This window comes from Novosphingobium sp. KACC 22771, from assembly GCF_028736195.1.
Lineage (GTDB): Bacteria > Pseudomonadota > Alphaproteobacteria > Sphingomonadales > Sphingomonadaceae > Novosphingobium.
In genome coordinates, this window is record NZ_CP117882.1 from 363,377 (window position 1) to 377,250 (window position 13,874).

The 13,874-nt window shown below is 63.0% G+C and carries 12 protein-coding genes; 9 read left to right on the forward strand and 3 right to left on the reverse strand.

Features of this window, described 5'->3' with window-relative positions:
* Nucleotides 1–619: 619 nt before the first annotated feature.
* Complete coding sequence (locus tag PQ467_RS18595; protein ID WP_274177025.1) at nucleotides 620–1,078, reverse strand: MarR family winged helix-turn-helix transcriptional regulator; 459 nt, start codon at nucleotides 1,076–1,078, stop codon at nucleotides 620–622.
* 82 nt (nucleotides 1,079–1,160) lie between these two features.
* On the opposite strand from PQ467_RS18595, the gene PQ467_RS18600 reads away from it, so the two are divergent.
* Genes PQ467_RS18600 through PQ467_RS18610 form a run of 3 tightly spaced genes read left to right on the forward strand, consistent with a single transcriptional unit; the run spans nucleotide 1,161 to nucleotide 3,800 of the window.
* Nucleotides 1,161–1,643, forward strand: a complete 483-nt coding sequence (locus tag PQ467_RS18600) for a DUF3237 family protein (protein WP_274177026.1) — start codon at nucleotides 1,161–1,163, stop codon at nucleotides 1,641–1,643.
* Between the two features lies 1 nt (nucleotide 1,644).
* Nucleotides 1,645–3,330 carry a CocE/NonD family hydrolase gene (locus PQ467_RS18605; protein ID WP_274177027.1) on the forward strand — a complete coding sequence of 562 codons (1,686 nt, stop codon included), beginning with the start codon at nucleotides 1,645–1,647 and terminating at the stop codon, nucleotides 3,328–3,330.
* Entirely contained in the window at nucleotides 3,327–3,800 is a 474-nt protein-coding gene (locus PQ467_RS18610) for a DUF3237 domain-containing protein (protein WP_274177028.1), read from the forward strand. The genes PQ467_RS18605 and PQ467_RS18610 overlap by 4 nt, the downstream gene beginning before the upstream one ends.
* Here the strand turns inward: PQ467_RS18610 and PQ467_RS18615 are convergent.
* Nucleotides 3,785–5,134, reverse strand: coding sequence for a spinster family MFS transporter (locus tag PQ467_RS18615; protein ID WP_274177029.1), 1,350 nt, complete (start codon nucleotides 5,132–5,134; stop codon nucleotides 3,785–3,787). The genes PQ467_RS18610 and PQ467_RS18615 overlap by 16 nt on opposite strands.
* A complete protein-coding gene (locus PQ467_RS18620) occupies nucleotides 5,131–5,520 on the reverse strand; it encodes a nuclear transport factor 2 family protein (RefSeq protein WP_274177030.1) in 390 nt (129 codons plus the stop codon). Before PQ467_RS18620 ends, PQ467_RS18615 begins: the two co-directional genes overlap by 4 nt.
* Nucleotides 5,521–5,618: 98 nt before the next feature.
* On the opposite strand from PQ467_RS18620, the gene PQ467_RS18625 reads away from it, so the two are divergent.
* The 6 genes from PQ467_RS18625 to PQ467_RS18650 all read left to right on the forward strand — a co-directional run bounded on the left by PQ467_RS18625 (nucleotide 5,619) and on the right by PQ467_RS18650 (nucleotide 13,811).
* Nucleotides 5,619–6,398, forward strand: coding sequence for an IclR family transcriptional regulator (locus PQ467_RS18625; protein WP_274177031.1), 780 nt, complete (start codon nucleotides 5,619–5,621; stop codon nucleotides 6,396–6,398).
* 120 nt (nucleotides 6,399–6,518) lie between these two features.
* Nucleotides 6,519–8,954 (forward strand): TonB-dependent receptor, encoded by a 2,436-nt coding sequence (locus tag PQ467_RS18630; RefSeq protein ID WP_274177032.1) that lies wholly within the window; start codon nucleotides 6,519–6,521, stop codon nucleotides 8,952–8,954.
* A gap of 75 nt (nucleotides 8,955–9,029) precedes the next feature.
* Nucleotides 9,030–10,007: a TauD/TfdA dioxygenase family protein gene (locus PQ467_RS18635; RefSeq protein ID WP_274177033.1), complete on the forward strand. Its 978-nt coding sequence runs from the start codon at nucleotides 9,030–9,032 to the stop codon at nucleotides 10,005–10,007.
* Nucleotides 10,004–11,632 carry a thiamine pyrophosphate-requiring protein gene (locus tag PQ467_RS18640; protein WP_274177034.1) on the forward strand — a complete coding sequence of 543 codons (1,629 nt, stop codon included), beginning with the start codon at nucleotides 10,004–10,006 and terminating at the stop codon, nucleotides 11,630–11,632. The genes PQ467_RS18635 and PQ467_RS18640 overlap by 4 nt, the downstream gene beginning before the upstream one ends.
* Nucleotides 11,629–12,528, forward strand: coding sequence for a TauD/TfdA family dioxygenase (locus tag PQ467_RS18645; protein WP_274177035.1), 900 nt, complete (start codon nucleotides 11,629–11,631; stop codon nucleotides 12,526–12,528). The genes PQ467_RS18640 and PQ467_RS18645 overlap by 4 nt, the downstream gene beginning before the upstream one ends.
* Nucleotides 12,525–13,811 carry a spinster family MFS transporter gene (locus PQ467_RS18650; RefSeq protein ID WP_274177036.1) on the forward strand — a complete coding sequence of 429 codons (1,287 nt, stop codon included), beginning with the start codon at nucleotides 12,525–12,527 and terminating at the stop codon, nucleotides 13,809–13,811. Before PQ467_RS18645 ends, PQ467_RS18650 begins: the two co-directional genes overlap by 4 nt.
* Nucleotides 13,812–13,874: the final 63 nt, after the last annotated feature.

Below are 13,874 nucleotides of genomic sequence, written 5' to 3' on the forward strand. Positions count from 1 at the left end.
TGCCGACGCGTGCCAAGGAAGCCTTGTGACCAGAACTGCAGGCAGATCAGGCACCACGCAACAAAGCGTGGGTCAGGACCTGCTGACGCCTTTAATCACTGTATGGAAATATCGCCCTCTGCCCCCACAAAACATTTATGACCGCCTGAAGCGAACCGCAGGCAATACCTTCTCCGGTTCTCACCGAGCCATCGGAGCAACCTGTAAGCGTGGATTAGGTGAGATTTGGTTAAGTTTCAACTAAGTTGGTTCACGGCTTCGGTGATCTTGGAAAATGATATATTGGACAAATTTGGATAAATCCTGCCCGTTTCCTTGGCCGCGAAAATGGTTGCAGATGGTCGCGCGAATGGCCGAATTTGGCCCTTTTGCGCCGCAAGGACGGGCAGGGAGGTTAAAATTTTCCTGATGCCGATGCCATTACAGACCGGCATTGGCGAGGCGTTTGGGTGAGGCGGCAGTAACCCGCCGGAAAAATATTCTCATTCATAATTGTGTCAATTTGGCGGACGAGGTGTTGGGCGCAACGGCGTGTGGTTGGAATGCGAATCAACCGATCGGCACCATGAAGCGCCTGTCGATGCTGGATTCCATCTTCAGATTACGCTCGGCGGCCTGATCACGGCTTGGGATCGCGCACCCGCACCGCAATCTTGCGCAAGGCGTCGTTCAGCGCATCGCGCGTCGGCGCATCAATGTCCTGCAAAATGAACTCGAAATAATCGCCGCGCATTTTTCGGGCGCGATCAAAGATCGCCCTTCCGGTGGGCAGGGCGGAGATGATCTGGCGTTTGCGGTTATGCTCGTTGTTGTTGCGCTCGATCATCCCGGCATCGATCAACCGTTTAACCGCCCTGCTGACTTCAGCGCGATCGGCTTCAAATGCGGTGCCGATGTCGGCCGCGCTGGCCGGACCCACCGAGCAGATGAAGGCCAGCACCCGCCATTCGGCCAGAGTGAGGCCAAAATGCTCCTGCAATTGCTGCATCGTGGCGCGATCCATCATGCGGGCCAGCAGCAGCAGGCGATGCGGCAGGTGAGAGCCGCCAAACAGGTCCCAGGTCCGTGGCAATGTCATCTTTTCATCGCTGCCAAAGCGGGCAAACAAATGCAACGGGAATCATGTTGACTAATCAACACATGGCGATCATGACAAGCGCATGACCCAAAACCACCCATTTTTGCCCCGGCTGGAACATGCCTTCACCATCTCCATCGACCTTTCGCGGCCCTATTGGATAACGCCCGGAGCAAGGGGGGATACGCGCGCGGCAATTTTCGCGGCGCGAGGCGTGATCGAGGGCCCGCGATTGAACGGGCGGGTAGTGCCCATGTCAGGCGGCGACTATCCGCTCTCGCGCCCCAACGGAGTGATCGACTTTGACGCGCGCTATTTGCTGGAGGCCGAGGATGGCGCGATCATCTATCTGGAAAACAGGGGCTTTCGTTGGGCGCGCAGTCCGGAAATTGCCGAAAAAATGCGCCGCAACGAGCCTGTGGGTTTCGACGATTACTACATGCGCGTGACCCCGCGTTTTGACGCTCCCGCCGGGCCGCATGAATGGCTCAGTCAGCATGTCTTTGTGGGCGTTGCGGAAAAAGTGCCCAATGCCAATCGCATCCATTATTTCGTGGTGATGTGAGATGACAGGCGGGGCATTGGCGCCGTCCTATCCGGTCCTGATGCGCCCCGGCGTTGACCCGTACAGTGCCACGCACAAGCCGCCCCTGCCGCCCACCACTTTCGCCCGATGGAACGAGCGCGGGCTGACCATTGAGCGCAACCATCGCATTCGCCTGCGCGACGGGGTGGAGATCTTTGCCGACATCTATCGGCCCGAGGGCGCGCAGCAGGGCGTGCCGATCCTGCTGGCATGGGGGCCATACGGCAAACATGCGCTGACCAATCGCGTGTTCTGGCCGCGATCCGGGGTGGACCCGGATTGGCTTTCCGACCTCACCGCCTTTGAGGCGCCCGATCCTGTGTTCTGGGCCGGGCATGGCGTGGGCGTGGCGGTGGTCGATCCGCGCGGGGCTTGGCTGTCGGGCGGCGATTTTCACCACAATGGCGCGCAGGAGGCGCTGGACTGCGCCGATACCATCGAGTGGCTGGCCGGTTTGCCATGGTGCAACGGGCGGGTGGGGATGACGGGCGTGTCTTATCTGGCCGCGATCCAGTATCTGGTCGCGCCCCTGCATCCGCCCGCGCTGGCCGCGATCAATCCATGGGAAGGCTTTTCCGACTGGTATCGCGAATTTGCCTATCATGGCGGCATTCCTGAAACCGGCTTTTTGCCGCGCGCCTCGGACAATATCCGCTTCTCGCTGGGACGGACCGAGGACACGCTGGAAAATGTCCGCGCCCACCCGCTGATCGACGATTACTGGCTGTCCAAATCCTATGATCTGGCCGCGATCACCCAACCTGCCTATGTCGTGGCCAGTTGGTCGGATCAGGGGCTGCATCTGCGTGGCACGATCGAGGCATGGCGCCAAATGCGCAGCCCGCAAAAGTGGCTGGACATCCACGGCCAGAAGAAATGGGCGCATTACTATTGCCCCGAAAGCCGCGCCCGGCAGGCCGCCTTTTTCGAGCATTTCCTGTTTGATCGCCCTACCGCTCTGGCCGCATGGCCCCCGGTGCGCATCGAAATACGCGACAGGCATGGCGTGCAGCAGGAGCGGGCCGAGCAAGCATGGCCGCCCGCGCGGACGGCTTATCGGGAATTCTTTCTCGATCCGGCGCGGGGCGCTCTGTGCGAGGCCGCGCCCCCGCCATCCAGCCTGCGGCAGGACGCGGCGGAGGGCGAGGCCCATTTCACCGTCACTTTTGACCACCCCGCCGAAATCACCGGCCACGCCGCCCTGCGCCTCTGGATGGAGGCCGAGGGCAGCGATGATGCCGACCTGTTCATTGCGCTGCAAAAGCTGGATGCGGCGGGGCAGGAGGTGGGCTTCACCTTTTACGCCTTTTATGAAAACGGCCCCATCGCGCTGGGCTGGCAAAGGGCCAGCCATCGTGAGTTAGACGAAGCGCAGTCCACCCCCGAACGCCCCGTGCACCGCCACGACCGCGAGGAAAGGCTGCAACCGGGCGAGATCGTTCCTGTCGAGATCGAATTGTGGCCCTTCTCGGTCCGCTTTGAAGCGGGGGAGAGCTTGCGGCTGGTAATCGCGGGGCGCGACATATATCGCCCCGAGCCGGGCGTCATGCTGCCTTTCCCCCAGCATCAGGATACGCGCAACGCGGGCCATCATGTCTTTTACGGCGGCGGGGCCATCGCTTCGCGCCTGATCCTGCCCTTCATTCCCGCATCGGAGCATCCATGACCCTGCAACCAACGCTTGCCGCCACCCGGGCCGATTGCCGCCTTGAACATGTGTTCGACATCGAGGTGCTGTTCGGCGCCGATCGCACGCTGTTCGGCCCTTTGCCCGGCGGAGGGCATCAGGGCTATACGCCCGCCATCGGCGGCACGATCACCGGACCGCGCCTGACGGGCAGCGTGGTGCCGCATTCGGGCGCCGATTACGCCACCGCGCGCGAAGACGGTACCATCGAACTGCGCGCCCATTACCTGCTGCGCGCCGACGATGGCACGATGATCTATATTCAGAATCTGGGCTATCTGGTCCGCCCACGCCCGGGTGAGGATCAGCCCTCCTACTTCAAGCTGACGCCCTATTTCCGGGTGCCGGTCGGGCCGCATGACTGGCTCAACCGCACGGTGATCGTGGGCGGAGGAGAGCGGCGGTCCGACCCGGACCGCACGCTCTTTCGCTATTACGCTTTGGTCTGAGCGATCCGGCGCAATCCCGGCGCGGCGGCCAGAAAACACAGCGCCGCCGCAAAGAACACCAGCACCGCCAGCGACAAGGCGCTTTGCAGCCCCTGCGCCGATGCCTGACGACAGGCGACGGCGATGGCTTCGGCTGCACCGCGCGCGGGCATGCCTGCGGGGCAATCCAGGCTATATTGGCCAGCATAAGCGGCCCGCGCCGCCCGGTCGGAAACAAAGCCGACAAAGACCGGCCCCAGCCCCGAACCAATGAGCGTATAGAGCAGCGTGTAGAGCGCCACCCCGCTGGCGCGCATCCTCGTGGGCAGCAGGTTCTGGATCATGCCCGTGGTCGGCCCGTAAAACAGCAGGAGGAACGCGCCCGCCACCAGCAGCAGCGCAAAGGCCGCGCCCAGCGAGGCGGCATGAAAGGCCAGCCAGTAGATCGGCGGCGCCAGCGACAGCCCAAAGGCCGCGCCCCATGCGGGCCAGCGCGCATCACGCCGGGCCAGCCAGTCGGTGCCGAAACTGCCCACGATCAGGCCGAAAGTGATGGCCAGACCCGAAATCAGCCCGAAATTGGCCGCCGCCTCGCGCACACCCAGATGATGGGTGCGCGCCAGAAACACCGCCAGAAATTGCGATATCGAGGTCATGCCAAAGCCCGCCAGACTGCCCCCCGCGATCACGCAGAGCAGGGTGGGATTGGCCGCCACCTCGCGCAGGAACTCGCCGACGGGGGGCGCCTTGCCGCCCTTGGCGCCGGTATCGTACCGCCCCCGTTCGGGTTCCGGCGCCAAGAGCAGAAGCAGGCCCGCCACCACAAATCCGGGCAGCGCGAAAAGCAGAAACGCTGTCCGCCAATGCCAGAGCATGGCAACATGCCCCGCCAGCATCGCGCCGAGCAAGGTGCCGATGGGCGTACCCAGCATCACCAGCGCAAAGGTGGAGGCGCGCTTTTCACGCGGGGCGATGTCGGCCACCAGCGAGGCGGTGGGGGGCACGAAACCTGCCTCGCCCATGCCTACACCAAGGCGACTGGCGGCCAGCGCGGCAAAGCTGCCTGCCATGCCGGTGGCCGCCGTGGCCAGCGACCATATGACCGTGCAGGACGCGATGATCCGCTTGCGCGAGAAGCGTTCGGCAAGCAGCCCGATCGGCAGCCCTGCCAGCGCATAGAGCGCGGCAAAGACCAGTCCCTGCAACAGGCCAAGCTGGAGATCGGTGAGCAGAAGATCGGCCTTGATCGTCTGGGCCAGCGCGGAAAATACGGCCCGGTCGGCAAAATTGAGCGTACAGGTGAGCAGCAGCAGGACCAGCAAAACCCGGCGGCGAGGGGCGGCAGGCGCGTTCATGCCGCTTCTCCCGCGATGGCGTGGCGGCGCGAGAGGGTAATGGCCTCGATCCGGTGAAACAGGCTGTCGCGTATCTGATAGAGCGCCATGCTTTCAATGGAATAAGTATCCCCCGCCTGCATGACCCGGCCCGACATTTCGATACCGTCGCGCCTTGCGGTAAAAACCGACGCCAGCGCGGCGGCAATCACGCCATCTGCGCCCAGAGCGCCGCGCAATCGGATCACCCGGTCGAAATCCTCCCGCGCTTTGCGATAGAACGCCAGAATGCCTTCTGCGCCGCGCAGAAGAAGGCCGGTGCCGATGCGCAGTTCCACGTCGGGCGCGTAAAATCGGGTATAGGCGGCTTCATCGCCACGGTTGAAGGCGGCTAAATAGTTCTCCATGATGGCAACTGGCTGCATGGCGATCTGCTCTCCCATCCTTTTCTTGTCGAACCATCTTTGACCGCTTAAGTTGATAGATCAACATAATTCTGGGAGGCATGATGCGCGAGGTTCCATCCGGCGGGGCAGACAGGCTGGCATATCTGCTCAAACTGGTGGCGCATGGGCCGGATCGCTTTAGCCTGGGCGATCTGGCCGCGCGCGCGCGCCTGCCTGCCAGTACGGTCCACCGCCTGCTGCAAGTGATGGTGCGTGCCGGACTGGTGGAGCGCGGCACGCATCAGACCTATCGGCCGGGGCGCGAATTCTATGCGATGGCATCGCAATTGGTGGCGCGATTCGATGTGATCCGTTCGGCGCGACCCTTGCTCGAAGGGCTGGTCGAGCGCTGGCACGAGACGGCGGTGCTGTGCGCCTACAACCCCACCGACCGCCGCGCGACGATTGCCGATGTGGTCATGACGCCGCATCCGCTGCGGTTTGCGGTGGAAAGGGGCGGCGAAATTCTCCTGCCCTGGGGCTCGTTGGGGCGCGCGATTCTGGCCTTTCTCTCCGGCGGAGAAATGGAGGCGATCATCCGCGAAACGCGCTTTGGCCCTTTGACCGGCCGCCCGCGCGATCCGCGCAGCGAATTGGAGAGGGATCTGCGAGAGGTGCGCGAGGAGGGTGTTTCGCGCTTTTATGACCCCGATATCGAGATCGCGGGCATCGCCGCACCGGTGTTCGGCGCCGAGGGGTTGGTGTTGGGATGTATCGGCGTGACCATGCCGTCAAAGCGGTATCTGCTCCATGCCGAGGATGATCTGGTGCTGGCGGTGCGCGAGGCGGGGGAAAGCCTGAGCGCGCAGGCGTCGATGGGGCAGGGCGGCGGGATTTGAGAATTCCAGAATACGGAATTGTGGTTCTGCCCAGTGGAAGATGCTTGAAAGTTGATTGCTCAACATTATCGTGCCCCCTTGTAACCCGGCGCAAAAAGTCGGGAAAAATGGGAGAGGGCAATGAACTACCGCAAGGGGAAGGTGCTCGTTTACGCTTCGACGGCTGCTGTTGCGATGGCGCTTTTCGGGGGCGCCGCGCAGGCCGAAGAAGAAGCCAAAGCCAAGGACAATGCGCCCGAAATCGTCGTTACCGCGCAATTCCGCAGCCAGAAGTTGCAGGATGTGCCGATCGCCATTACCGCTGTCAACTCGGCCATGCTGGAACAGCGCGGCGCCACCAACATCGCCGATATCGGGGCCAGTGCGCCCAACGTGACGCTGCGCCCGGCGGCGGCCAGTTTCGGCCCCTCGGTCGTCGCCTATATCCGCGGCGTGGGCCAGCGCGACACCAATTTCGCGCTGGAGCCGGGCGTCGGCCTCTATATCGACGATGTCTATCTGCCCACGATGCATGGCTCGCTGCTCAATCTTGTCGACCTTGACCGGGTGGAGATCCTGCGCGGCCCGCAAGGCACGCTGGCCGGGCAGAATTCGATCGGCGGGGCGATCAAGCTCTATTCCAAAAAGCCCGATGCCAATCCGGACGCCTATATCTCGGCCACCTATGGCGCGTTCAACCGCGTGGAAATCCGCGGCGGCTCCAATTTCACCATTGCCCCGGACAAACTCTACATGCGCCTGACCGGGGTGGGGGTTCACAAGGACGGCTACGTCACCCGCTATGATTACGCCTGCACCCATCCGGGCAGCACGGTGCCCAGTTCGGTCACCGGATCAAGCTGCAAATTGGGCACCGAAGGGGGCAAGGATTATGTGGCGGGCCGCGCGGCCTTCCGCTGGACCCCTGCCAGCTTCCTGACCGCCGATGTGGCGGTGGACATCACCCGCGACAACAGCGAGCCGACGCCATCGACCCTGCTCTATGTGGGGCGCAACGCGAATCCCGGTTCGACCCTGACCGGGATCGCCAGCCCTGTGGCGGCCGCCTATGTGCTCAACGGCAATGTCTATGGCAATGCCACCGGATCGCCCTTCATCAGCTATTCGCCCTTTGGCGCCTTTGCGCAGGACACGTTCAGCAACAGCCCCTATATCAATTACGAGAATTACACCGACACCGCCCCGCGCGACGGTTCTGCCCCGTGGCAGGCTCCGCTCAAGGCCGCGCTCAACACATGGGGCATTTCGGGCACGCTCAATGCCACGCTGACGCCCAATCTGAAGCTGACCTCGATCACCGCCTATCGTCAATTTGACGGCGTCTATTCCACCGGTGACGGCTCGCCGCTCAACCCTTCGCTTCAGGCCAACAACATTTATAACAAGCAATTCAGTCAGGAATTGCGCCTGTCGGCCAAATTCGGCGATCTGGCCAATCTGACGGTGGGCGGCTTCTATTTCTACAAGCGCAGCCGGTATCAGGCCCGCATCGAGCTGACCACGCTCAACTTTATCGAGGACGATTCGATCCCTGCCACCACCAAGGCGGTCTTTGCCAATGCCGACATCAGCCCGATCAGGAACCTGACCGTCATTGGCGGCATCCGTTATACGGATCAGTCCAAGACCTTTTATTACGGCCGCTTTGGTGTGCCGGGGTCGTCAACGGGGGGCGCGGTGCCGCCTTCGCTGGCGGCGCTTAACGGGCTGGTCGGGGGCTTCAGCGGCAGCCGGGTCGATTATCGCGCCGCGCTGCAATATCGCTTCAACGATGATGTGATGGGCTATGCCCAATTCTCGACCGGCTTTCGTGGCGGCGGCATCAACCCGCGTCCCTTCTTTCCGGCCCAGGCATTGCCGCATAGCCCGGAAACCATCAACGCCTATGAAGTGGGCCTGAAAACCGACCTGTTTGATCGCCGGCTGCGGATGAACTTCTCCGGCTTCATCAACAAATACACCGATATTCTGGTGACCGCCGCCAGTTGCCCGCTGCCCGGTGTTCCGGCCGCGCCCTGTTCCCTGCCGCTCAATGCGGGCAACGCCACGATCAAGGGGCTGGAGGCCGAAATGCGGTTGCAACCGATGCCCGGCCTGACGCTGGAGGCATCGCTCGCCTATCTCGACTTCAAATATGACTCGGTGAGCGCCGCCGCCGTCACCTCCGGCATCGGCACTGAGGACAAGGGCCAGTATATCTCGCCATGGCAATGGAGCTTTGCCGTGCAATATGACTGGAACCTTGGCAGCATGGGGAGCATTACCCCGCGCGTCGATGTCAGCCATATCGACAGTTTCAACCGCAACGCCAACAATGTCGATGCCGCCACCGGGGGCAAGGACATCTTTGGTCAGGTGCCGGGCTACACGCTGGTAAACGCCCGCGTCGCCTATCAGACGGCGGGCAAGGAATGGGAGCTGGCCGTGGAAGGCCGCAACCTGACCGACAAGCTCTATTACACCGATATTTTCGACAATCGCGGATCGACCAATTCGATCCAGGGTACGCCTGCCGAGCCGCGCACCTGGGCGGTGACGGTCAAGCGCCGCTTCTGACGCCGGGGCGCCCTGTTTGGCGCCCCGTCATCCTATGCCCCCATCCCTTTATCCCATTTTGCGGGAGGATCCCTCATGGCCACTTCCTTTTCCAGCCCAACGGCATCTGGCGCGGTCTCTGGCGTACCGATTGTCGCCGGGCTGCCCATGCCCGAATTTCGCCATATCACGGTCGAACCGATCAGCGGCGCCTGCGGCTGCGAGATTGGCGGGGTCGACCTGCGCCAGCCCCTGCGGCCCGAGGTGCTCGACGAGATCATGCTGGCCTTTCAGCATTTCCTCGTCATCGTCTTTCGCGATCAGGACCTGACGCCTGAGCAGCACAAGGCTTTCTCGCGCCATTTTGGCGAATTGACCGAATTGCCCCAGGCGCCCACCTATAATGGCGACAACCTGATGCAGGAGGTGCGCCGCGAGGCGTGGGAGCCGGTCAATGTCGTGCCCAGCTTTGAGCATTTCCACACCGACAGTCCCTTCCTGCCCCAGCCGCCCAAATGCATCGTGATGCGCGCGCTCGATTGCCCGCAATGGGGCGGGGATACGGCCTTTTCCAACGCCTATTTGGTCTACGAACATCTCTCGGACGGGATGAAGGCGCTGCTCGACGGGTTGCAGGTGCTTTATTCGGCAAAGGATGTGTGGAGCAAGAACGAGAAACTGCCCCCGGAAAAGCGGCTGCGCCTGCGCGAGAGCCATGGGTTTACCGAGGACCAGCTCGAAAACATCCAGCCCGCCGTGCGTGTCCACCCCGAAACCGGACGCCGCGCGCTTTTCGCCACCACCGCCTATTTCCGCCATTTCGTCGGGTGGAGCGAGGAGGAGAGCCGCGCTTTGCTCAACTATCTGCAAAGCCTTGCCCAGCATCTGCATTACCATTGCCGCGTCAAATGGCGCAAAGACACGCTGATCGTGTGGGACAACCGCTTTACGCTCCATCGCGGCGTGCATGATTTCAAGCATGAGCGGCGCCATCTGATCCGCACCACCGTCATCGGCGAGCGACCCATGGGCATTGCCGATCTGGCCACGCGCCCGGCGGGGGAAGGGGCATGAAGGTAGGCACCGCGATTGCGCGTATCCTCAAGATCGAGGGCGTCGATGTCCTCTTCGGCTATCCGCGCAATGCGGTGCTGGAGGCCGCCGCCAAGGAGGATATCCGCACCATCATCGTGCGGCAGGAGCGCACCGGGCTGCATATGGCCGATGCCTATTCGCGCATGACGCGGGGGGGCAAGATGGGCGTCTTTGCCATGCAGCATGGTCCGGGCACCGAAAATGCCTATGGCGGCGTGGCGCAGGCGTTTTCCGAAAGCGTGCCGGTGCTGGTGCTGCCGCAGGGCTATGCGCGGGCGCTGGCCCATGTGCCGGACAATTACAACGCCTGCCGGTCGATGCGCGACATCACCAAGACAGCCGAGCCGATCCTGCGCGCGCAGGATACGCCTGCCATCCTGCGTCGCGCCTTTACCGCGCTGCGCAATGGGCGGCGGCGGCCTGCTTTGGTGGAAATGCCGTGGGACGTTTTGACTGAGGATGTGGGCGATACGCTGGATTACGTCCCGGTCGTTTCCACCCGCTATGGCCCTGATCCCGCGCAGGTTGCCGCCGTTGCGCAAAGGCTGGTGGCTGCGCCCCGGCTGGTGATCCATGCGGGGCAGGGGGTGCATTGGGCCAATGCTTACACCGAATTGCGCGAACTGGCCGAATTGCTGGCCGCGCCCGTTTCCACCAGCCTTGAGGGCAAGAGCGCCTTTGACGAGACACATCCGCTGGCATTGGGTTCGGGCGGGGCGGCGATACCGGGGCAATTGCGCCATTTTCTGGACAGCGCCGACCTCATCTTCGGCATCGGTTGCAGCTTTGCCCAGACCGCCTTTGGCGTTGCCATGCCCGGCCATGTGCCGATCATTCATGCAACGCTCGACCCGGCCGACATCAACAAGGGCGTGCCCTGCGAGGCGGCCTTGATTGGCGATGCGCAATTGACGCTGGCCATGCTGCTTGCCGAGGTGCGCAAGCTGGTGCCATCCCCGCGCGATATGACCCCCGTCGCTGATGAAATCGCCAGAGTGGAGCAGGCATGGCTCGCCCAATGGCTGCCCCTGCTGGAAAGCGGGGACGCGCCGATCAGCCCCTATCGCGTCCTGTGGGAGTTGCAGCGCACGGTCGATGTGGCGGGTACGATCATCACCCATGATGCCGGATCGCCCCGCGATCAACTCACCCCTTTCTGGAAATCGATCACTCCGCTCAGCTATATCGGCTGGGGCAAATCCACCCAGCTTGGCTATGGGCTGGGGCTGGCGATGGGGGCCAAGCTCGCCTGCCCGGACCGGCTGTGCATCAATGTATGGGGTGATGCGGCCATCGGTTTTACCGGCATGGATTTCGAAACTGCCGTACGCGAACGGCTGCCGATCCTTTCCATCCTGCTCAACAATTCGGCCATGGCCATCGAGCTGGACCAGATGCCGGTGGCGACAGAGCGCTATCACGCCACCGCCATTTCCGGCCATTATGCCGATTTTGCGCGGGCGCTGGGCGGCTATGGCGAGAGGATCACCGACCCGGCCCAGATCGGCGATGCCATCCGGCGCGGGATTGCCGCCACGCAGGCGGGCCAACCCGCGCTGCTGGAATTCATGACCGCCAAGGAAACCAGAGCTTCGCGGCTGTGACAGAGCCTCTGTCTCCGCAGGCGGAGCGCCCGCCCATCCGACCATTGACCACCGGGGAGGTGCAGGCTTTGCTGGATGGGCGGGAGGACGCGCTGGCGGAACTGCGCGAAGAGATAACCGCCAATTTCACGGCCGGGCCGGGGGCGGTCCTGCTGCGCGGCATCGACCCGGATCTGTTCGGTGAGGGGCGCTTTGCCTCGGCCCTTGCGCGGATCGGGGGCTGGCTGGGCTCTTTGGCCATCCAATCGCCGCAGGGCGAGCGGGTGGCGCGCGTTGAACGCAAACCGGGCGATCCCACCGCCAGGGGCACTTATTCGGATGCGGAATTGCGCCCGCACACCGATCTGCACGACATTCTGGCGCTGGCCTGCCACCGCGTCGCGGCCTCAGGCGGAGAGAGCCTGCTGGTCTCGGCGCGCGACCTCTATGCGGCTGTGCGGCATGAAGCGCCCGACCTGCTGGCGGTTCTGCTCAAGCCCTATGTGTGGGGCGGCAATCCGGCGCTGCAAAGCGCGAACCGGCCCCGGCCTCGACTGCCCATCCTGTTTCCGCCCGATGCCGCGCATGGGGCGCAAGTGGCCTATAACGGCTATTTCCTGCGCCGGGGCGGCGAGGCGGCAGCCGATGTTCTTGCCCGCTTCGATGCCCTTGCCCAGCGATTGGCGGACCAGACGCTGTTCAACCTGATCCCCGGCGATATGCTCTTCTGGCACAATTGGAGCTGGCTGCACGGGCGGATGCCGTTTGTCGATCGCGAAGACCGGCCCCGCCTGCTCTTTCGGCTGTGGATCCGTTCGATACTCGCGGCAAGGGCCGATCCCGCGCTGGTTGAATTGGGGCGCAGGATGGATGAAGATCACAAGATAACAAGCCAATGGGAGAAAGCATCGCCATGAATGAAGCCATCGCGCAGCCACAGGACAACCGATGGCCATGGAAAGCGAGTTGGCCGCTGGCCTTGCTGACACTGATCGCGGTGTTCAACTATCTGGACCGTTCCCTGCTCGGCTTGGCGCTGCCCTTGGTCAAGCGCGAGTTTGGCGCGTCCGATACCGTGCTTGGGCTGGTGACGGGTGTGGCCTTTGTGCTGCTCTATTCGGTGCTGGGCGTGCCGATTGCCTGGCTCGCGGATCGCTATAATCGGCGCAATATCATCACCTTCGGCCTTGCTTTCTGGAGCCTGATGACGGCGCTGACGGGCTTTGTGGGTTCGGTGTGGCAATTGGCCATGGCGCGTTTTCTGATGGGCGCGGGCGAGGCCTGCGCCATGCCCCCTTCCAATTCGATGATTGCCGATCTGGTGCCGCCCCGGCGGCGACCGCTGGCCATGGCGATTTTCGGCACGGCCAATCCGCTGGCTTTCATTGTCTTTTTCCCCATCGCCGGTTGGGTGGCCCAGCATTATGGCTGGCGCGCGATGTTCCTTGCCATGGGCGCGCCGGGATTGCTGGTGGCGCTGCTGTTCATCGGCACGGTGGGCGAGCCCAAGCGTCAAAAGCAGGTGGTCGATGTGGTGCGTCCCTCTGCCGGCGCGATCCTTGCCGATGTCGGAGAACTGTTCCGTAACCGCTGGTTTTGCTGGATTTTTGTCGGCGTCACGTTGATGGGCGCCAATGTGTGGGCATCGGGCGCATGGACGCCCACCTTCTTTGCCCGCGTGCATCACATGGGGCTGGCGGAAGTGGCGGGCACGGTTGGTCCGGTTCGCGGCTTTGTGGGCGCGGCAGGGGTGCTGGCGGGCGGATTTCTGATCGACCGCCTGCCGGTTCACCGCGACCGCTGGCGGCTTGCCATTCCGGCCATCGCCTGCATTCTGGCCGGGCCTGCCGAGGCGCTGTTTCTGCTTGAGGATCAGCGCTGGCTGTGGCTCTCCGGCTTTGTGGCGACCAGTTTTCTCTCGTTGATCCACCAGGGGCCGATCTATGCCGCGACGATGAATGCCGTCCGGCCGGGACAGCGGGCGCTTGCCATTTCGGTCATCCTGTTCGGCGCCAGCTTTCTGGGCAATGTGGTCGGGCCCAGCGCGGTAGGCTTTCTCAATGATCGTCTGGCCGCCGCCTATGGGCCGATGGCGGTGCGCTATTCCATGCTGATCATTGCGGTCACGCCGGTGCTGGCGGGCCTGTGCTTTCTCAAGGCGGCGTTCCTCGCGGGGGAGCGCGGGCAGGCCGACGATTGATGCGATGATCAAACCATATTGACGTGAATCGCAAATGCGGCGATGAAAGCGGCACATAAAATA